This is a genomic window from Paenibacillus glufosinatiresistens, from assembly GCF_031470375.1.
Taxonomy (GTDB): Bacteria; Bacillota; Bacilli; order Paenibacillales; family Paenibacillaceae; genus Paenibacillus_AQ; species Paenibacillus_AQ glufosinatiresistens.
Genome location: NZ_JAVFHT010000013.1, coordinates 44,354 through 65,058 on the forward strand (window position 1 = coordinate 44,354; position 20,705 = coordinate 65,058).

16 protein-coding genes are annotated in these 20,705 nt (G+C 59.9%); 3 read left to right on the forward strand and 13 right to left on the reverse strand.

Annotated features, from left to right (window positions below; all coding sequences use genetic code 11):
• Positions 1-115 precede the first annotated feature (115 nt).
• Entirely contained in the window at positions 116-1,192 is a 1,077-nt protein-coding gene (locus RBI05_RS13920; protein ID WP_310551551.1) for a M42 family metallopeptidase, read from the forward strand.
• 155 nt (positions 1,193-1,347) lie between these two features.
• Here the strand turns inward: RBI05_RS13920 and RBI05_RS13925 are convergent, their stop codons facing one another.
• From RBI05_RS13925 to RBI05_RS13935, 3 genes are all read right to left on the reverse strand, one after another.
• Entirely contained in the window at positions 1,348-2,250 is a 903-nt protein-coding gene (locus tag RBI05_RS13925) for an aldo/keto reductase (protein WP_310551552.1), read from the reverse strand.
• Between the two features lie 122 nt (positions 2,251-2,372).
• On the reverse strand, positions 2,373-7,223 hold the full coding sequence (locus tag RBI05_RS13930; protein WP_310551553.1) for a LamG-like jellyroll fold domain-containing protein: 4,851 nt from the start codon (positions 7,221-7,223) through the stop codon (positions 2,373-2,375).
• A gap of 316 nt (positions 7,224-7,539) precedes the next feature.
• On the reverse strand, positions 7,540-8,598 hold the full coding sequence (locus RBI05_RS13935; protein ID WP_150457753.1) for a glycoside hydrolase family 53 protein: 1,059 nt from the start codon (positions 8,596-8,598) through the stop codon (positions 7,540-7,542).
• Between the two features lie 198 nt (positions 8,599-8,796).
• Between RBI05_RS13935 and RBI05_RS13940 the strand changes: the two genes are divergently transcribed.
• Positions 8,797-9,144: a hypothetical protein gene (locus tag RBI05_RS13940; protein ID WP_310551554.1), complete on the forward strand. Its 348-nt coding sequence runs from the start codon at positions 8,797-8,799 to the stop codon at positions 9,142-9,144.
• Between the two features lie 129 nt (positions 9,145-9,273).
• Here the strand turns inward: RBI05_RS13940 and RBI05_RS13945 are convergent, their stop codons facing one another.
• Positions 9,274-9,729 (reverse strand): VOC family protein, encoded by a 456-nt coding sequence (locus RBI05_RS13945; RefSeq protein ID WP_310551593.1) that lies wholly within the window; start codon positions 9,727-9,729, stop codon positions 9,274-9,276.
• 30 nt (positions 9,730-9,759) lie between these two features.
• On the reverse strand, positions 9,760-10,497 hold the full coding sequence (locus tag RBI05_RS13950; RefSeq protein WP_310551555.1) for a ZIP family metal transporter: 738 nt from the start codon (positions 10,495-10,497) through the stop codon (positions 9,760-9,762).
• Positions 10,498-10,705: 208 nt separating this feature from the next.
• Here RBI05_RS13950 and RBI05_RS13955 point away from each other — a divergent pair, with 208 nt between their 5' ends.
• Positions 10,706-11,170: a GreA/GreB family elongation factor gene (locus RBI05_RS13955; protein WP_310551556.1), complete on the forward strand. Its 465-nt coding sequence runs from the start codon at positions 10,706-10,708 to the stop codon at positions 11,168-11,170.
• A gap of 99 nt (positions 11,171-11,269) precedes the next feature.
• Here RBI05_RS13955 and RBI05_RS13960 read toward each other — a convergent pair whose 3' ends face one another.
• The 8 genes from RBI05_RS13960 to RBI05_RS13995 all read right to left on the reverse strand — a co-directional run bounded on the left by RBI05_RS13960 (position 11,270) and on the right by RBI05_RS13995 (position 20,685).
• Positions 11,270-12,088: a hypothetical protein gene (locus RBI05_RS13960; protein ID WP_310551557.1), complete on the reverse strand. Its 819-nt coding sequence runs from the start codon at positions 12,086-12,088 to the stop codon at positions 11,270-11,272.
• A gap of 104 nt (positions 12,089-12,192) precedes the next feature.
• Entirely contained in the window at positions 12,193-14,952 is a 2,760-nt protein-coding gene (locus RBI05_RS13965) for a hypothetical protein (protein ID WP_310551558.1), read from the reverse strand.
• A gap of 45 nt (positions 14,953-14,997) precedes the next feature.
• Positions 14,998-15,870, reverse strand: coding sequence for a copper amine oxidase N-terminal domain-containing protein (locus RBI05_RS13970; RefSeq protein WP_310551559.1), 873 nt, complete (start codon positions 15,868-15,870; stop codon positions 14,998-15,000).
• Positions 15,871-15,909: 39 nt separating this feature from the next.
• Positions 15,910-17,775, reverse strand: coding sequence for an Mbeg1-like protein (locus tag RBI05_RS13975; protein ID WP_310551560.1), 1,866 nt, complete (start codon positions 17,773-17,775; stop codon positions 15,910-15,912).
• Between the two features lie 6 nt (positions 17,776-17,781).
• Entirely contained in the window at positions 17,782-18,570 is a 789-nt protein-coding gene (locus RBI05_RS13980) for a hypothetical protein (protein WP_310551561.1), read from the reverse strand.
• 52 nt (positions 18,571-18,622) lie between these two features.
• Positions 18,623-19,873, reverse strand: coding sequence for a hypothetical protein (locus RBI05_RS13985; RefSeq protein WP_310551562.1), 1,251 nt, complete (start codon positions 19,871-19,873; stop codon positions 18,623-18,625).
• A 113-nt stretch (positions 19,874-19,986) separates the two neighbouring features.
• On the reverse strand, positions 19,987-20,286 hold the full coding sequence (locus RBI05_RS13990) for a WXG100 family type VII secretion target (protein ID WP_150457763.1): 300 nt from the start codon (positions 20,284-20,286) through the stop codon (positions 19,987-19,989).
• Between the two features lie 42 nt (positions 20,287-20,328).
• Positions 20,329-20,685: a WXG100 family type VII secretion target gene (locus RBI05_RS13995; protein WP_191089523.1), complete on the reverse strand. Its 357-nt coding sequence runs from the start codon at positions 20,683-20,685 to the stop codon at positions 20,329-20,331.
• Positions 20,686-20,705: the final 20 nt, after the last annotated feature.

The window sequence follows — 20,705 nt, forward strand, 5'->3', positions numbered from 1 at the left end:
CCTCTGCGGGTGCTGCCATGCCGGTTCCTTCGGATAGACAATCCCCGTCATTCGGTTCATACTATTCAGCAGACCCGTCAGCAGACCCGAACTCTCTTAAAGGAGCGATTGCCCCATGAATCAGGAAACCCTCGACTTATTCAGAACCTTAACCGAATTCCCTTCGGCTCCGGGCTTCGAGCGCGAGCTTCGCGCTTATTTCAAGAATGCGATGTCCGCCTATACAGAGGAATTCGTCCATGACCGGCTGGGAAGCTGCTTCGGCGTCTTCCGCGGCGACGAATCCGGACCCAGAATCATGATCGCCGGCCACTTCGATGAAGTCGGCTTCATGGTTACCGGCATTACCGATAACGGCATGATCCGCTTCCAGCCCCTCGGCGGCTGGCTGGCTTCGGCCGTGTCGGCCCAGCGGCTGGAGATTATTGCGAAGGACGGGCGCCGGATTCCGGGCGTGGTCGCCAGCATTCCGATCCACCTGCTGAGCGCAGAGGAGCGGAACAAGGCCGGCGATCTCGGCAAAATGCTGCTGGACATCGGCGCGGACAGCCGCCGCGAAGCCGAGGAAGCGGGCGTTGCGCCCGGCCAGCAGATTGTGCCGGTATGTCCCTTCACTCCGCTCGTGAATCCGAAGAAGATCATGGCCAAGGCCTGGGACAACCGCTACGGCGTAGGCCTTGCACTGGAGCTGGCTCAGGCGCTGAAGGACCGCAAGCACCCGAACATCGTCTTTACGGGAGCGACGGTACAGGAAGAAGTCGGTCTGCGCGGCGCCCGGACGGCGGCCAGCCTTCTGCAGCCCGACATCTTCTTCGGACTGGATGCCAGCGCCGCCGCCGATATGTACGGCGACAAGGGAGCCTTCGGCCAGCTCGGCGGCGGCGCGCTGCTGCGCATTCTCGACCCCGGCATGATTACCCACCGCGGGCTTCTGGAGTATGTGCAGGATACCGCCGACACGCATCGTGTCAAATACCAGTATTTCGTATCCCAGGGCGGAACCGACGCCGGACAGGTTCATCTGAGCGGCATCGGCGTCCCTTCCGCAGTCATCGGCATCTGTTCCCGTTATATCCATACCTCTTCGTCGATCATTCATACGGATGATTACGAGGCGGCGAAGGAACTGCTGGTCAAGCTCGTCGAGGGACTGGATCGGACGACGCTGGCTACCATTATTGAGCGAAGCTGATCGCCGCGTCCCTGTGCCCGTCAAGGGCTGAAGCATCGGACCAGACACCGGCGGTCTGAAGGGACCCATAACCTGCGAAGAAGCCTCCGTGCGCCGGGCGCACGGAGGCTTCTTTGTTTATTTTCCATTTCTTCTTCGGTTCTATTCTGCTGTCTTTAAATCATATCAAGCGGCACCTTCCATGCCGGTCTCGGGAAGGCATTGTCCAGAAGGACGCGCTCTTCTTCGGTCAGCTCAATCAGGCGGGCCGCCGCGTTCTGAAGCACATGGTCCGGCGTTGAAGCCTTTGGAATGGCAAAGACATTGTCGTCGCAGACGCTCCAGGCCAGCAGCACCTGCAGCGGCTCTGCGCCGTGATTGGAAGCCACCTGGCGAACCGCCTCGCTGCCGGTCATTCCGCGGCGGAGCGCTCCCGCCTGGGCCAGCGGCGAATAGGCCATGACCGGAATGCCGCGCGAACGCTGCCAAGGCATAAGGTCCGTCTCGATGCCGCGCGAGCCGAGATGGTAGAGCACCTGGTTTACGGCGCACGCCGTGCCCGTAATTCCTTCCAGTTCCAACATATCGGCCATATCGAAGTTGGAGACGCCCCACCGGGCGATTTTACCCTCGCGAACCAGCCGTTCCATGCCTTCTACCGTCTCTTCCAGCGGAATGTCGCCCCGCCAGTGCAGAAGATACAGGTCCAGGCGGTCTGTGCCCAGCCGCTTCAGACTGTTCTCGCAGCTGGCGGCAAGCCGTTCGCCGCCCGCATTCTGCGGATGTACCTTCGATACCAGGAACACCTCGTCCCGAATGCCCCGGATCGCCTCGCCGACCAGCTCTTCCGAACGGCCCTCCCCGTACATTTCGGCGGTGTCAATCAGGTCCATGCCCAGTTCCACGCCAAGCCGCAGCGCAGCAATCTCCTCTTCCCGGCGGGCGCGGTCTTCCCCCATATTCCAGGTTCCCTGCCCGATGCCGGCTACCGGCGTGCCGTCCCTCAGTACAACGCGTTTCTCCAGATTCATTCGGCGTATATCTTCCCGGCTTGCACCGGCGAGCGGCAGCTTGATCATTCGGAACTCCCCCTTAGGCGTTTGGTATTGACAGCTAAGAAACAGCCATAATATTTATATTTCACCAAAAGAAGCTGACATCAAACGGCAGCATTGCCGCCGATTTGCCAGAGCGGAACCGGTCATGGCGCTGTCGGGGCCTGCGTGCCCGCCCAAGCGTATTCCTGCGCCACTTCTTCCTGCGTCAGCGCCTTGCGGTAGAGCTTGAGTTCATCCATCATGCCCTTGAACGGCGCATCCCAATAGTTGACGCCCAGACCGAACGGCGCGCCGCCGCCTTCGAACAGACTCGGGAAGCCTGTTCCGCTGAATTTCAGCTCCCCGTTGACGTAGACGCGGAGCGATCCCCGGGCGACGGTAAAGGTCACCATGGACCACTGGTTCAGCGGAATCGTCATGCCCGTCTCGCCGTCATAGGCCGCATTCGCCCAGATTTTGGTCTTCTCCTTGTCGCTGAAAGGAACCAGACTCAGCCAGCTGCTGCTGCTTCCGCCGAAGAAAGCGGCGGTATAGGCGGTCTGCGCAGAAGGATTCAGCCAGAGCGATACCGAGTAGGTGTCGCTGTCGATCAGTCCGGACGGAAGCTTAATCCCCGACTTGCCGTCAAAGACGGCTGCCTGCCCCATTCTGCCTTCGGCAAAGGCGATAGTGCCGGTGCCCGACCCGTCCAGACGGCTGCCGGTTACGGTCCCTGCGGCCGCCAGCTTCAGCTCGTCGCTCAGACCGCCGTCGAAGGCATAATAGGCGAGCTCGCCGTTGTCAACTGTGACGGTATAGCTTGCGGTGACGCCGCTGCCGTCCTGCGCTCCGGCCGTAATGACGGCCGTCCCGAACGCTGCCGCCGCCACCTCTCCGGTCACCGGGTCCACCGAAGCTGCGGCCGGATTGCTGCTGCTCCAGGTTACTGCCTTATTGCCGGCATTGAGCGGCCAGATCGCCGGATCGGCGGGCTTGAAGGTAAGGCCGGCCGCCAATTTCTTCTCCGTCACCGGAAGCCGGATCTCGCTCACCTTGACCGCCGGGTCCGGAAGACCCGTCATGGCCAGGACGACTTCGTCTTGGCTCAACGCCCGGTTGTAGATACGGAGAGAGTCCATGCGTCCCTGATAAGGAACATCCCAGTAGTTGACGCCCAGACTGAAGACGCCGGCGCCTTCGGCAAAAAGATCCGTATAGTTGGTTCCGGTATACTTCAGCACCCCGTTCAGATACAGCTTAAGCGTTCCCCGGTCATAGGTAAAAGCCAGATGGCTCCATTGTCCGGCCGGAATCCGGCTGCCTGCGACGGCATCCAGCCAGGTGCCGCTGCCGAACCACAGCAGCGACTGCGGATTCGCATTGCCGCCGGGAAGCAGGCTCATCCAGTTATCGGCGGCTTTGGCACCGAAGAAGGCCGTCGTATACGGGGTCAGCTGATCGGGATTCAGCCACAGGCTAACGGTATACGTGCTCCCCTGGATCAAGCCGTCCGGCAGGCGGACTCCCGCGCTGCCGCCGAATACGGCGGACTGCCCGTCAACGCCTTCCCCGTAGGTGACCGTTCCGACCGTCGGCGAATCGATCTTCACCCCGGTAGGCTTGCCTTCCAAAGTCCGGCCGTTCTCTTCGCTCAAGGTTCCGTCAAAGCTGTAGTAGGCAACCAGACCGTCCTCCAACGGATTGGCGGGCTTCGCCGGCACTGTGAGTTCAAAACTTTTGACCGCCGCCGCCGAGCCGACCGTCACGGTCGCCGTCAGCCGGACGGAGGCGTCTCCTGCGCCCGCCGCCGGGCGCGTAACCGCTCCGCCGGAGGTTACAACCGATTCATCCGACGAGTTCCAGACAATGGCCGCGCCCTGCGCACCGGCAGCCGGAAGCGCGAGGTCGCGGATGACCCGGGAGGTATCTCCCAGACTCAACAGATTCGCGACGTTGTCTGCCAGCTGCTGATCGGTCAGGTCGGCCAGCCTGCTTCCCCAGATGACCTTGCCTTCGTCCGACATCGCGCTGAACGCCATAACGTAGGCGCTGCGGGTCGCGTCCCACTGCCTGACGAATACCCCTTGGTACAGATGGTCTGCGCCGTTCTCCTTCAAGTTCAGGTGAGCGTAATAATCCCCCGCCAGTTCCCAGGTCCCTTCAACGGAACCCGAGACCGTACCGTCGGCATTCAGCCGGACCGCTGTCGTAGCCTTGGTTCCGGCTCCGGTAATATCAAGATCGTGATTGACGAACTGGTACGTTCCCGGAATCTCCCGGGCCGAAGTATGGGAGAGCGTCTCTCCGGCATAACGGTGCGGCGCAACGACCGGCCAGCCCTCCTCATTCATGAACATTTGGTGTACCCGCACCTCATGGGTCTCGCCCCGGCCGGGGAAGCGACTGTGGAAGATGTTGAACATTTGTCCCGTCTTGCTGTCCAGCAGGACGGAGTTATGGCCCGGCGATACGTAGCCATAGGAAGGGAAGTCCGCTTCGGCGTTCAGATTCGTGAACTGAAAGTCGCCGATCATTTTGACCCCGGTGGCCTTGTGGACGGAAGCGTCTGCATTTGCCAGAACAGCCGGATGTCCGGCAGCGTCCGTATATGGTCCGTCCGGGTGCTGCGAACGGAACAGCCGCATGTCGTACCCTCCGCCTGCGGAGAGGCCGCCATAGGATACGATCAGATAGTAGTAGTCGGTCTGCGCGTCATAGACAACGTAGGGACCTTCTCCCGACAGGCCGAAGCCCCCGGAGATCTTCGTCCCGAAATACCGGTCGATCAGTCTTCCGTCGGAGGTCAGGCCATCCTGGCCCGGGTAGCGGGGCTGGCCGGTGGCGGGGTCCATCTCTAGCGCGAAGATCCCGCCGGACCAGGAGCCGTAAGTCATCCACAGCTTGCCGTCTTTGTCATAGAAGAGATCCGGATCAATGGCGTTCGGGTACGTCTTGTTGTTGTATGCGCCGCTTGCGAACCAGTCGCTGTCCATACCCCCTACCCGTCCCGCCTGAATCAGCTCCGGCAGATTCGTGTTCGTCCACTTCTTATCGACAGAGCTGTTGCTGTCCGTCCCGCTCTCTTCGGTGAACCCGGAATAGATCAAAGTATCGACATGCTTGTACGGGCCCTCGACCGTCTTCGATACAGCGAAGCCGATTGCCGACCGGATGTACGTGGAGGAGGTGCAGTAATACATCAGATACGCGCCTTGGCTTCCGTCTTCGTTCACATAATCCTTGTTCCAGAAGACGTAAGGCGCCCAGACAGAGAAACCGCCCTTGCTGTCGCTGTCATTCTCTCCGGCCCAGGCGAACGATTCCGCCAGATTCTCCGGCAGATTGCCGAACAACGTGTTGCCCGGCGTGGTATACCCGTTCGTGAACGAAGTCCATTTCATCAGATCGGCCGACTTGGCCGCCGCGATATGCGAACCGAAGACATAGTACATGCCATCGTCCGCCTGAACGATGGACGGATCATGGACGGAGACGTCGGCGAAGGCCGGGACGGCGTCAGGCGTCGCGGTCGGCGTAGCCGTTGCTGTTGCTGTGGCTATGGCTGTGGCTGTGGCTGTGGCCGATGCTGTGGCTGTGGCCGTTGCTGTGGCTGTGGCCGTTGCTGTGGCCGCCGGTGTGGCGGTCGCCGCAGCGCTTGGCGAAGGGGACGGCGATTGATCCGGCTCCGCAGTAGCCCCCGGGGCCGCCGGCGCAGCCGTTCCTGCGGAAGCCGCCGGCGCTGGCGAGGCATATTGAATCTGCGCCTTGTACTTGTCGTCCGCCTTGACTTGGCCGCCGCCTTCAATTGTAATCGTTCCGGCGTAGGCAATTGCCAAAGAGGCAATCCGCGTCCCGGCTTCGGCCCGCAGCGCAGCCTTGGAACCCAGCGTCAGCTCCACGATGTCGCCGGACGACAGGCGGACCAGCGGCTCGCCGGAAGCGGTGACGTTCACTGAATCGAAGCGTCCGCCAAGCTCCAGCGCCGCGCCTGCCGGCAGACTGCCTTCAAGCGTCACCTTCTTGAATCCTGCGCCGGACAGACCGGGCAGTTCCTCCAGCTTCGCTCCCGACTGGACCCGGACCAGACCCAGCGCACTGCTGCCGTCCAGGGCAAGACGGACCCGCCCGTCTCTCTTGTTCAGGACGACTGCCGCCGCGGAGGAATCGTTCAGCATGATGCTGTGTTCACCGCCGCCGCTCAGGTAAATCGTCCCTCCGACTTTGACATTCCGGAGCGTCACGTTCCCTTCGCCGATGCCCTCGGTCAAGTACAGATTGCCGTCGATCACGGCGTCCTGGAGTACCGCTCCCGATGAGCTGACCACCGCGTTGCGGGAATGACCGGTGGCATAGGTTCCGGAGGCCGTAATCAGGCTGCCGGACAAGCCGTTCATCATGCGCAGCGCTTCCGCCCGCGTAACGAAGGCGGCCCCCCGGAAGCTGCCGTCGGGGTAACCGTTCAGACTGCCGTCCGCAAGCAGCGTCCGTACCGCGGCCCGGCTCCATTCCGGCAGACTTCCCGCATCGGTCGGCTCCTGACCGGCCGGAGCGGCATCCAGACGGAACAGCCGGAACAGCATCACCGCAGCCTCCTGGCGGCTGACCGGTTCCGCTGCGCCGATCCGCCCGTCGGCGAATCCGTTGACATATCCGGCTGCAACCGCTTTCGCCACATCGCGGTAGACGGGGTCGCCCGCACTTACATCGCGAAAGGCAACCGGAGCCTCCGTCTTAAGGCCAAAAGCCCGGTTGACGAGCGCCATCCACTCTCCCCGGGTAATCGGACGGTCCGGCAGATAGACGCCGCCGCCGTAACCGGTGAGCAGCCCTTTATCCACCCAGCTCTGGAAGTCCTGCTTGGCCCAGTGTCCCTCGTAGTCCGCCTTCACGGCCGCCGCCGAAGCGGCAGTGCTCGGCTCCGACGCTGAAGGCGCCGCTGCCGCTGACAGCGGTGCGGGAACCAGCAAGGTCAGAGCGAGCGCCGGCGAGAGAAGCTTGCGTTTGAACGTGTTCAATTGAATACCCCCCATCCATAAATGAACCCCAGTAATTATAAAACGCTTACATTTCTGCTTTGAAAAAATAGTCCTCTTCATCCTTTTGATTTATTTTAAATAAAACTAAAAAGATTTAGGTAGACTATACTTTTCGCTCTTATTTTAAAGAGAACTTTCCTTCTTTGTCAATTTAAATTTCGGATAAATCTAAATCTTTTTATTTCAGATCAAATCAAAATAAATGCCCATGCAAAAAAAAGGCCCGGAAGACTCTTCGCCTGAAGCAGCGTCAGTCTTCCGGACCCGTCCGGATGAAGCCTGTTTAACCGTCTTTTTAGTTCAGGAAGCCTTCGAGCGCCGCAGTCGGCTTGCCGTCCGCTCCCCAGGCGCCGAGCTTGTAGCCGCCGTTATAATTGGGCGGAGATTCCGGTTCCCAATAGAAGACACCGAGGCCTTTGCCCCCGGAAATGTTGCGCACCTTGGTCTTGATCGTGCTGACGAAATTCTTCGCAATTGCAGGCTGGCTGTAATCGAGCCCGATCTCGCAGATCATGACGCTCTTGCCGTAGCGGTTGATCAGGTCGTTCGCGTTGCTGATCGTCTGATCGACTTTGGCGGACCAGTCGGAGGTCGAAGGATAGAGCGACATGCCGATATAGTCGAAAGTGGCGCCGTTCGCAAGCAATCCGCCGATATTCCAGACGAAGAGCGCATTGTCATTCCCCCCTGCAATATGAACAATGGTCTTCGTCGAGGAGAATACGCTCTTAACCGCATTGTTGCCGGTATTGACCAGCCAGGCGTAATTCTTCATGCTGACCGTCGCTTTGCCGTCTTCCCAGAGCATGCCGTTGTTGGTTTCATTGCCGATCTGCACCCAGTCCGGCGTGACGCCCGCGTTCTTCATCGTGTTCATCACATAGACCGTATGGCTGTAGACCGCATCCATCAGCTGGGTAAAATTGAAGCTCTGCCAGGCGTACGGCTTGGTCTGCTGCCCGGGGTCCGCCCAGGAGTCGCTGTAATGCAGCGTCAGCATGACGCTCATGCCTGCCGCCTTGGCCCGTTTGGCGAGAGCAGCGGCTTTCTCGGCATTCATATAACCATTGGCGTAATCGCTCATATTGGGATTCACCCATACCCGGATACGGGCCGAGTTAATCTGATAATCATTCTTGAGAATATCGAAGATGTCCCTTACCTTGCCGTTCTTGTCCTTCCAGGTGTACCCCTGCGCTTCCAGCCCCGCCACCCAGCTGATGTCCGCCCCCTTGGCAAATGCAGGCGCCGCGTCCGCCCGCTTCATTCCCGCTCCTGACAGCGAAGCCAGAACCAGCGCGATGGCCAGCAGCGCAATCAGCGCCGCTCCTTTCTTCTTAACCGCCAAGCTCATTCGATTTCCTCCCTTGTCTGAATTTGGTTTGAGGTGCTGCCCCTATAATGTAAACGCTTTAATTGTAGAGCGGCAGAGAGGTTGTCAATGATTTTGAATACCTAAACAACGAATCTTCCTCGCGGAGGCCCCGGCGAATCTGGTATAATTTGTTTGAACGGCTTCATCCATCCCCTACCCAAGCAAAGGAGCAATCACATGATGGTCGGATTAGTTGCGATTGTAGTTCTTGTCCTGGTAATCGTTGTTTTTGTGGCCGACAACGGGCGAAAGCCACGGGGTCCCTCCTCCCGCAACAGCGGCAGGGACGACGCCAGCTCCGGCTTCCTGGCCTCCACGATGCTGTATTCGCAGGACCCCGGTTCCGACAATAACCATGACGACGGCCGAAGCTCGCACAGCCATTCCGGCGGGCACAGCAACGGCGGACACAGTCACGGCAGTTCAAGCTGGGACAGCGGGCACGGCGGATCAAGCCACGGAGGCCATGACAGCGGCGGGGGCGGAGATTTCGGCGGCGGCGATTCCGGCGGCGGTGGAGACTGACCGCCCTGGCCCGGATGGCAGTCCTTCGGCAATCCGCTTCCGTGCCATCCACTCCACAGGGATCTTGTCGGGCCAGCGCGTCTGCAAGACGAATCAGGACCTGCCGGCAACGGCAGGTCCTGATGTTGTCTAACGCTTGTCGTTCTCCAGCAGCTCGATGATGACCTTCAAATCCTTGAGCGTATCCATATACGCATACCGGCCGCCCTCGTACTCGCCCCGCTGCTGCAGCGGAAATCCGCGGCCTTCCAGAAGCATCACCTTCTCCTCCATCCCTTCGATTACGAAGGCGATATGATGAGGCCCCTCTCCGTGCCGGTCGAGGTATTCCCTCCATGTGCTGGGCTCGTTGTCCGGCTGAATCAGCTCCAGCTGCAGCGGACCCATATCGAAGAAAGCCAGCTTCGCTCTGGCCGCCGTGTCTTGGCCCCGGTAACGGGTCTGCGCTATGTCGGGGGAATCTGTCTCTGCAATCGGCGGCTTGTCTACTCCGAAGAATTCGGCGTAGGCGCCGCTTACCTGTTCAATGTCATGCACCAGGATGCCAATCTGCGTAATCACCCGGTTGCCGAGCCAGCCTGTCATCGTCATGTTGTTCCTCCTAAATTCCGCCGTTTAAAGCCGGTCCAATACTACAGACGCCAGCAGACCGAGAGCGGCCATGAGGCCGATAAACGGTCCGCCTTCCTCATACGCCTCGGGCATCATCGTCGAAGCGACCATGGCGATGATCCCGCCTCCCGCAAAGCTGGCGATCAGCGCTGTCGTGTATTCTCCCGCATGCTCCATGAAGACATATCCGCCCAGGGAAGACAGCGCGGAGATGATCAGAACAGAAACCCACAGCAGCATAATAACGCCTTTGGCATAGCCGCCTTTCTTTAGACCGAACGTGCTGGACAGCCCTTCGGGAATATTGCTGATGAAGATCGCGATCACCAGCAGAAGACTGACACCTTCCCCCGACATCAGGCTGGCGCCGATCATAATTGACTCCGGAATGGCGTCCATCACCGTGCCGATAAAAATGCCCAGGCCTCCGGCGGCTCCGCCTTTTGCCGCCTTGCCTCCCCCGGAGCGCTTGCGCCCCGCTCCCCCTCTGGCCGATACCAGCCAGTCGAGGACCGTGAACACCAGCGCGCCCGCCAGGAACCCGATCAGCGTCGGCTCCAGACCGCCGGACTGAACCGATTCGCCCACCAGTTCATAGGTCGCGGCGCCGATCAGCACCCCGGTCCCGAAGGCCATAATGAACCCGATGATTGTCTTCGGAATCTCCAGAAACAGGGCCAGCAAGGCCCCGAGCAGGACGGCCGAGCCGGAGATACCGCCCCACATCGCCGCGCTCCACATACTTCCCCCACCTTTCACTTCATTCAGGATGACCAAACTTTGTATTTATAACCCTCTATCGGAATGCGGTAAACAGCCTTCTGTGCTATGATACAGGCAAGGCCCCGTCAGGGGCCTATTTATCTATATCAGGAGGAATGATCCATGAAGAAGTTACAAGACGTTGCGCTTCTGAACAGACTTACCGAGAAAGCGGGGGTAACCTACTATGAGCCATAGCCTTCACACCGCTGCTGTCCGGGAAGAGTGGATTCGCCAGCTTCTCTATTTCGACGAGAACCGCTATACCCTTATGGAGAAGCTGCAAGCATACGCCCTGCCCGAAAGGCTGGAGATGGAACAGCTTCTGATCCGCTACGAACAGACCCTGGAAGAGCTTGTAGCCGCTGCCGAAGAGACCCCGCCCCCTGTCGTTCTGGTCGGTTCCCGGGTGATGATCCGGTTCGAGGATACGCTGGATCAGGAGCGCTTTGTCATCGCGCTGCCCGATGGGGGCTCGCTGGAGAGCGGCAGCATCTCCTGCCTGTCCCCGGTCGGCCGCGCGCTGCTGCTCAGCCGGCCCGGCGACAAAGTGAAGATCCGCACGCCGGAAGAGCGGTATGAGGTCACCGTACTGGAGCATGAATTCGCTCCCGCAGTCCGCCTCCCTCGCCCGATCCGGCGTACAGTCTAGTCTTCCCCAAGCCCTGCCGGGAGTTGCTCCCGGCAGGCTCTTCTTACGCTTCTGCTCCCTTCGCTCACTTCGCCGAAATGACCGAAGGGTTCAACCGGCCTATTCCGTCCGGCCGGGGGACTGCTCTTCCCAGGCATCAAAATATGAGAGAATCTCCTGCTCCGTCTCCTCTATCGTTCCTCCTGCATCCAGCGTAAGGCCGGATACCGCCAGAATCTGGGGCTTGCCGGTGTCTTCCTCCAGCTTCATCAGGTATTGATCGATGGTATCGCTTGAGGCTCTGGCTTCGCCCAGACGCAAATACGCCTCAGGAGTCAGGTACACCCAGTTGACCGAGGTGCGGTAATAGCCCTGATCCTTGAGCAGCCCGGCGAACTCCCGGTATTTCGGCAGCTCTTGTCCGGAGTCGATGCGTCCTTCGCCGTTCAAGTGCCCGCTGGCGTCAAGATAAATGGACACCAATTGGATGTTGGTGGGATACCGCTCCATGAACTCGGCAAATGACATCGAGATGTCCCGCTCTTTCGGATACGTCAGCCGGGTGTCGTTGGCGACGCTCAGACTCGCCGCCGGCCAGAGTCGCTGCGCGAGCTCCCGGATTCTCGGCTCCTCGTTCTTCGCCACGCGCTGGTTCAAATACTTGTCGAAGAGCTGCTTCCCGTCCTTCGTCATTTCCACCGCTACCTTGAGATTCGGATCGCTCTTGGGCCGTACAATCGCTTTCAGAGTATGGTTGTTCATTGTCCCCCAGCTTCCGCCGATGCCGTCCAGGGTGAACGGTTCTCCGTACTTCGCCTCCAGTCCTTTCAGAATGCGCTCGGCCGCGCGTTCCTCTCTTGAGAGCCCGCAGCCGAAAAGGCTGAATACCGTCCACAGCGCCACTATAATCGTCACCGTCCTTGTCCCGATTCGCTTCATCCTCCGCTGTCTCCTTTCTGATCGCGAGAGTTCTATCCCGAATCCGCCGGTTCGTACAGGAACAGGCGTCCCGCTAGTATGGACGCCTGCCCTGCCGTAAGATCTCAGTTGTTCAAATCATCATACATGGAACCCTTGACGCTGATCCGGATCTCGTCCAGCGGCTTCACGCCGACCAGCTTGCCGAGCTTCTTGTAGGCATTGGAGCTGTCCGACAGCTCGGTGTCGGCAATCCAGGCTCTGACATAGTAGCTGCCGTCCGCCATGCGGGCGTCCGTATAGACCGGCATGTTGTTCGGATTGACGCGGATGCTGACCGTCGTCTTCTCCGTGATTCGATACATATGCTGGCCGTCCTTGACGAACTCCCGATACTTGAACGCATCGAAGCTGCCCTTGGTGCTCGATTCCGCATACCCCTCCATGATGTTCCGCCAGAAGGCGTGGGTCTCTTCCAGGTTCTCCCGGTTCTGCGAATGATAGATTTCCTCCACCTTCTTCGTGTAGCGGGAATCGTCGGTCGAACGGTCTTCGACGACAATCAGCGGCAGCGCATTGACGCCTTTGGCCTTCTTCACGCTTAAGGCAGCCGGCTTCGGCACAATCGTATTGCCGGTCCGTGCAAGCGGCTCATTCAGCAGATTGACCGCTTCCTTGTTGTTGTTGATGTAGACCAGATTGCTCTCGTAGCGGAACGAGTCGATGACGGCGTTCACCAGATCGCGGTGGTCCTTCGTATCGGCGTCGGTCGGCTTGTAGGTAACGGTCTCCAGCGTGAAGCTGTAAACGCCGGCCGGGTTAAAATAGTAGCCCGATTTGATCGGATAATCGTAGCCCTGGAGCTGCCGGTCCGTGGCGAACACGGCCTTGTCATAGTCCGATTTGTTGTTGGTCATCCGCCGGGCGGCTTCCCGTCCCTGGCTGTAGGCCGCCTCCATCGTCTGCTCCTTCTTCCAGACCAGCTTGCCGGAGGCCTGCTGCGTGAAGCTGCGCTCATACTGTCCCGGCACGCCGGTCCAGTCGAACAGCCGGCCGTTCTGGTCTTCATGCGCCATCCAGCGGACGGTGCGGACCGGATAGGCCTCGCTGGTCCACAGCAGCTTTTTGAGCAGAGCATCCTTGTCATTGTCCTCAATCTTGTCCTCGTACTCTTTGGCCGGAACCTCCGTCCGCCCATTGTAGACAAATGCATGGACCGATACGGTATCCTGCCCCGGAGTGAACGGAGCGCCCGTGGTCCCGTTCTCTTCGCGGGTCGTGCAGACCCGCTCGGACTTGCCCTGGGTATTCGTCGCGGTTCGGCAGGTCTCATAGGTACGGATGTAGCCTCTGGAGACGGCTCCCGAGAAATTCACGGTCCCGCTCTTGGTCCGGGGAGTAAAGGCATTGCCCGGGTTCAGCCAGGCTCTTCCGAGCGGATTGTCTCCGAAGTCCGTCCGCAGCAGCTTCGCTTCAACCACCGGCCTACGCGTAATTGTTGAAGCCGCGTCGTTCACCGGCTGATTGTTCAGCACCGTGAAGCTCCGCAGCAGGCCGGGCGCTCCGTTGCCGACTTTCAGCGCGCCGGTGGCGTTGCCCGACCAGCGGGAACTTCCCGGCAGCATGAGAACCGCCTGAATGGCGGCGCCGTCAGCCAGCGGGAACCGGATTTCCTTTGACAGCACATTGTAGTCCAGATCAACTTTCTGCTTGGCGCCGGCCATAGGCCGGACCTCCTTCAACGTGGACTGGACGGTGTTGTTGGCATAAAGGGCTTCCTTCGGATTCTTGTCCGCATTGACCGTGAACTTGATCCGGACGCTGTCCTCCGGCATGACAAAGGACGCGTAGAGCATCCGCTCATGGTTGCCCGGAATCGTCAGGTCGCCGGATGCCGAGGAAGCATGTCCCCGGTAGTTGGCCTGAACCGCCCGGCCGGACGAGTCGGTAATCTGCCAGGCGTAATCGGTGGACCGCTCGCCGTCAAAGGTGGAACGGACACGGACGCCGACCGTTACCGAATCTCCGGCAAGCGCGCCGGACGGAAGGTTCTCGAAGTGCGGCGCCAGATCATCCGCCTGAAGAATGAACGGAGCGATCGGAATGTCCAGATAGGTGATGCTGCCGCTGGAATGATCGATAAAGATCCGGCCCGTCCCCCAGGACAGGTACGTCGGCGGCTGAATAATCTGGACATAATCGATCCACTGCCCGCCCTTGGAAGGCGCCGAATTGGCGTCATAGACGACACGGTCCGCATATTCGCGGTTCATGCCGTTATAGATGAATTCACTGTATTTCCTTCCGGCGTAAGCTTCGTTCAGTCCGTAGAGGATCGACTGTTCAAAGCTGCCGTCCGAATCGGCGAGGTACTTGTTCGACCGGTCCTTATACTGGTTGAATTTGTTCCGCTTCGCCCGGTCGCCCAACCGCTCGTCGTTCCACGGCGTCTTGATCAGATCGAAGTTCTGGATCTTCACGCCGCTCCAGCCGGCGTACCAAGGAACGCCTTCCGCCGATACGGACTCTCCGTAGAGGTTGTATCCGGCATACGGATACATATTGTTCTTGTGAACCAGCGGTTCACCGTGGCTCGATCCGTAGATCATTTCAAAGGTGACGTCGCCGGACTGAATCCGCTTCTTCAGCAGATCCTCGCGAAGCCTGCCCTTGCCAGTCTCCTGGGGGTAATAATTCGCGAGTCCGTACAGTTCCTTCATGTCGTTATTAATGTAAGCCCGCACCTCCGCCGGCGTCTTCGGGTAATCTTCCGGCACGCCGTCCTCGGCCTTCACCGGGAAGAACACGCCCGACAACAGCATGCCCGCCGCTACGGCCGGCAGCGCCAGGCACAGCGATCGCTTGATCCATTTTCTCCTCAACATCGGTTCCGTCCTCTTCGTGATATCGTTTAGCCTCTGCCGGAAGTTCTAGCGGGGGTACAGAATAATGGCAACATCTTCGTATTCCCGCGATCCTACCAGAATTTTGTAGTCCTTCGACTGGAACGTCTTGTCCGGCAAAATGTCGCTCCGCTGCTTCTTCGTGCGGGCATAATTCATAACCGCAGCCACCACATCGGCTTCCACCTTCTGCTTCAGGACGTTCTCGGCATCCTTCGCCCCCTGGACAGGGTCGGACCCGACATCGCCGAACACGATGGTCAGCTGCAGCAGAACCTGACCGGCCTTCCAGTCATCGTTCTCATAGACGGTCATCCGCGAAGCGGTAATATAGACGGGGTCCAGGTTCGGCCCCATCTCGACATAGTTCACCTTGAACCCGTGGACATCGGCGGTCTTGGTTCCCCCGGACGGCTGCGCGGGCTCGCCACCAGCTTCGCTTCCGCCGCTCTTGGTGCTGATGTAGACCGTCTTGACGGAATCGTCCCAGTTGACGCGGACGCCGAGCCCTTCATAGAGAAAACGCAGCGGCACAAAGGTACGGGACTGCTTGAACACCGCAGCGGTGTCCATGCGCTTCGTCTTCCCGTCCACGGTATAGCTCGACTTGCCGATATAGACCTCCATCGTCTTGCCGTTCAGAAGAATGCTCGCCTTCTTGGCCGGGCCGTTCCACAGCACCTTCGCGCCCAGCGCTTCAGTGACGAACCGCACCGGAAGCTGGACCCGCTGCTTGGAATCAATGAACGGCTGCGCGTCCGGGAAGTACACCTTGTCTCCATCCACCACGACCCGCAGAGGCAGGCTGGCGGCCGACGCCTGGAACGGAACAGCAAGCAGAGCGGCCATGAGAAGGACCGCCAGTATTTGTCGCAGCTTCGCTGCTTTAAGCATTTTCATGAATAAGAGCTCCTCTCGGAATGGGATTGTCTTCCGGGCCTAGGCACGGGCCATGGCCGACAGCTTCGCTTCGGTGCTGCGGTACGTATTTACCGAGTACTTGACGCCGTCCGACTGCTGCTTGAGCGTCTCGGAGACGCGGCGTTCCTGGGACCGGATCTCCTGCTGGGTCTGTTCCAGCTCCCGGAGCGCAGACTGCACATAAGATTCCGGGTAGGCTCCTCCGACGCTGGAGGATACCCCGGAGGCCACACTTCGGATTCGGGCGACCAGATCCGATATTCGCTCCTCCTTCTGCCTCAGGAGCTGATGAAGGGCTTCGATCCGGCTGACGGTCGCCTTGATCTGCGCCGACCGGACCGCTCCGGCCGCCGAGACAGCGTACTTCGCCACGGTCTTGATCTTGGCCTTCAAGCCCCCGATCAGCTTGTTCTTGAATGTGCGCACCCCGTCCACCACTTCGTCCTTCTTGCGGGTGATGGTTGACTTCACCGACTCGAAGATATCCCCAAGCTTGCGGGCCACCTGCTCCTTCATCCGGATGAACTTTTCCTTCTGGGCTTCCACGAACTGAATGGTATCCGCTACGAACTGCTTGAAGCCTTCCTTGAGCTCGTGGAAGAACTGGGTCACCGCGCTCTTCACCTGACGCGCGAACTCGGCGATCCGGCTTCCGATCAGCTTGGCGGCGTCCACCGCCTGGAAATACAGCCCGGTGATTACCTCCACCGCTTCGTTGAAGAAGGTCTCGACGAGCTCTGCGACATGCGCGACGCCTTCCTTGATCCAGGGAATGACTTTGTCGATGACAAAGCCGATGACATACAGCGCTGCCACAACTTTCAGCGCGCCTAACAGGACCGCCCACGGACCGGCAAGGGCGATTCCGGCTACGGCCGCGGCTCCGAACAGAACATGGTACCATTCGACGTCGCCGTCCCAGATTTTGAAAACCTCCGTAACCAGCGTCTCCTTCAGAAAACTGGGCACCGCTTCCAGTCCGACGGTCACATGGTGCACGAGATTCGGAATTACGGCGCGCATCTGCGAGTCCGACCGGTGGAAGGTGGAGCCGTCGTCCTGCGCGAACGAGAAGAGCGAATGATGCGAGAAGCCGGTCACCGCATCGGAAGTGGTATCAATGTAGATCCCGTCCGACGGGTTCAGGAACAGAGCCGGAACGAGATCATGCTTATTGCGGTACTCCAGAATCTGGCCTTTCCCGTTCATGGCATCAATCTGGCTCCGGTACTGGTCCAGCAGCGCCTTGTTGAAGCCGGGTGCATTGAAGGTGGATACGCTGATCAGCCGGCTGCGCTGGTCGTCCGTCATTACAAAGGAAGAGAAGAGGCTCAGATTGCCGCCAAGCGAGTGGCCGGTGATATACAGGTCCTCTCCGTGCAGGCCGAACTTCTGCATATAGGCTCTGGCCTCTCTCTGCTGAAGCGATTCCAGCTCGTAGGCCGTGGTGCCGTTGTTCTTCCAGTCGTTCCGGTAATACGGATCATTGATCGGCTCGCTCCCCCGGAAGGCAGCGACCTTGGCCCCGTTCTTCGTATCGACGGTAAAGGCGACGAAGCCGGACTGATCCAGCTTGTTGTGCGAGACCACGTCGGTGATCTCCCAGTTCCGGTATTTGTCCGTGTCCATGGACTCCAGAAGCTGAATCCACTGCTCGGATTCCTTCGTTCCGTTCAGCTTATCCGGATAACGGGCCTTGAGCTTATCCAGCCCCTCGCCTGCGGTATAGTAGTCAATCAACTGGCCGACGGTGATTTTCTTGCCGTTATCGAAATAGAGGTCTTCTAGCTCAGAGCCGACACCCTTGGAATCAATGACGTCCAGGTAGACGAGCTGGGAGATCTGCTTGAGTTCCACTTCGGTCAGTTTTTGGTCATCCGCCATGTACGCTCACCTCCAGTGATGCAGGCTCTCCAGCCTCTTCTCTCTCCATTGGTCCAGATACGCCTGAAGCTCCGCCTTGGTCTGCTTCACCCGGCCCGAAGCGTCGATCTCGCAGCCGACCCGGGTAATCATCCGGGGAACACCGGTCTCTTCCTCCTCATTGAAGAACGCATCCACAGAGCTCGCCGACTGTTTCGCCTCCTCCAACCGGCTGAACGCGTCAGGGGTCAGATAGACCCAGGAGATCCTGCTGCTGACATAGCCGCTTGCGGCCAGTTCTTCGGCAAAAGCCAGATACTTCGCAATCTCCGCCTCCTGGTCCATATTTCCCTTCGGATCCACATAGCCGCTGGCATCGAGGTACACCTTGACGAGCAGCGTATTCGACGGATTCTGCTTCAGAAACTCCGGGTAGGTCATGGAGGTGTCGCTGCTCTCCGGATAGGCCAGCCGGGTGTCGTTCACATTCACAATCCGGGCGTCCGGCCAATGCTTGCGGGCCAGCTCCTGAATCTTCGGTTCATTGCTGCGGGCCACGCGCTGATTCAGGTACTGGTCGTAGATCTGCTTCAAATCCTTCGTAATCTCCACCGGCACCTTAAGGGTGGGGTCGGCCTTGGGCCGGGCGATCGCCTTCAAGGTGTTGGGGTTCATCGTCCCCCAGCTTCCTCCGATGCCGTCCAGCACGAATTCTTCGCCGTATTTCTCCTGCAGGGCCTCGACAATCCGGTCCGCCGCCCGTTCGTCCCGGGACTTCCCGCAGCCAAACAGGCTGAGCAGTGTTATGAGAGCCATTGGTATACACACCGTCCTTCTGATTAATGGATTCAATCCGGTCCACTCTCCCTTAAGGCAATCTGGGTGCAAACTGAAGATCCGGCCATACGAACATTCTGCTCATGGATTGCTCCATCAAGCCGGCGAGCTCCTCAGGCATTTGCCGGGACAACAGCTTGAGTCTCGCCGTCATGCCTCCGGTGACCGTCTCCACCAGATCCTCGAGCCGGTCGGCCAGCCTGCCGTGCTCCGGTTCCAGGAGCACCAGTACGACCAGGAACGCCTCCGTTACCCGGATCAGATCCTCCAGCCGCTCGGACGCCTCGCGCATGGCGGCTTCGCTGCGGGACTCGAACAGCTCCGACAGCTCGGTCGGTCCGAGCTTCCTCGCGTCCTCCGACAGGTCCCGCTTCCAGGCGGTCCAGATCTGCTGCACCTCCCGGTCGTAGCCGGCGGCAATCTCCAGCAGTGCTTCCCGGATACCTTGGAGATCGGCCCGCTCGGTCAGCGGCACCAGCGCGTGAACCAGCTCGCGCGCCCCGCTGTTCGCAAGTCCCGCAGCCCGGATGAACGCCTCCGCCACCGCTCTGACGGCAGGCCCTTCCTCAAGCAGCACGCCCAAATGGGCCAGCAGCGCATAGGTCTCGTCCGGCCGGCCCGTCAGCACCCGGCCGGCATCATCGGTCCGGTAGGCGCTTTGGTCCGGCTGGCCGAGCAGCGCAGCCTCCGGCCCTGCCTTCCTGCCCGCTCCGCCTTCCGGCAGAGCGAATTCCAGCGTCTCGCCGTGTGTGCCCAGCGCTGTGCCGGCGCTGCCGGGCGCGGCGATGTTGCGAATGCCGGACAAAAGCGCCCCTTCTTCCGGCAGCAGGTGGGAGACGCCCGGCGCGTCGAAGACGACGCCGGCCGCCGCGCCGCCGGACGAACCGGCTGCGAACAGCGCAAGCGCGCCGCCGAGGCCGAAGCCGGTTACAGCGAGGCGTCCGCTGCCGCCGGCCGTATTCCGAAATTCCACGGACTGCTTCAGCAGAGCGTTCTCCCCGGAGAGGAGGCCTTTCAGGGCGTTCAGCGAGAATTCCGCTGTATATAAGAAGATAAGCCATCTATCGTCATTTTCATTCCTAAAAGCATAGCCTTCGGCTTCCGGCGCGATCCAGCGGTCAGCCAGCTTCAGCCCGTACATTCCGCCGCTACCGGCCGCCGCTCCGGCTTCCGCCGGTTCGCCGCCGAGCAGGTCCCGCACGGTCATCCCTGCCGTTCCCTCCCGAAGAACGGACGGTTCCATAAAGGCCAGCGTCAAATATTCCTTATCGGTCAGCTCCACTTCAAAGCTCCCCCCAGGTTGTGTATCGTCTTCGTCCGCCAGCCGTATACGGCAGGGCAAGCAGACCGTAACGCACCGGTCCGCTTGCCCCGCCAAGGTTGGCACTGTGCTTATTATCTGCTGCGCAGCTTGCTGGCCATTTCCTGCTCGGCCTGCTGCTTGATGTTCGCGATCTGAATCAGGTTCTTGCTGATGTTCTCCACGCATTTCACCAGCTCGTTGAAGCTTGGCATAAGTCCGTCGAACTGCTGAACGAAAGCCGTCTGGGATTCGCCCTGCCACCAGCCGCTTACGGCATGGATTTCTTTCTGCAGATTCTTGATCAAGGTGTCTGCATTGTTCGCTTTGTTGCTGATCGATTTGGCGACGCTTGTCGCCTGATCAGGACTGAATGTCAAATTGTTGCCCGCCATGTGTGTTCACCTCCTTTCAAGGAGTATCCCGGCTGAACGCGGTTACCGCTGCCTGCTCCGGGCTCTCTCTTCCTGTTCCTTGCGTTCCCGTTCTCTCTTCTCGGCCGCCAGCTTCTCCGCGAGCCGCTTCTTCTCGGCCCGCTCCTGCTCGGCCCGCTGCACCTGGGAGGCGACGCGCTCCACGCCGCTCTCCAGCCGCTCCAGACTGCGGATCAGCGCCTTGATCTCGCCGTCGAGCCCCGGGTACTCGCTCTGCAGCGTCTTCGAGGCCGTGCCCGTCCAGAACTCTCCGACCTGCCGGTACTGGGTTCCCAGCTCCCGCTGGACCTGCCGGACATCGCCGGTGAGTCCGCTGATCCTCGACGCATTGCGCCGGATTTCGGAAGGACTGATTGACACAGGCATACCTCCTTCAGGAT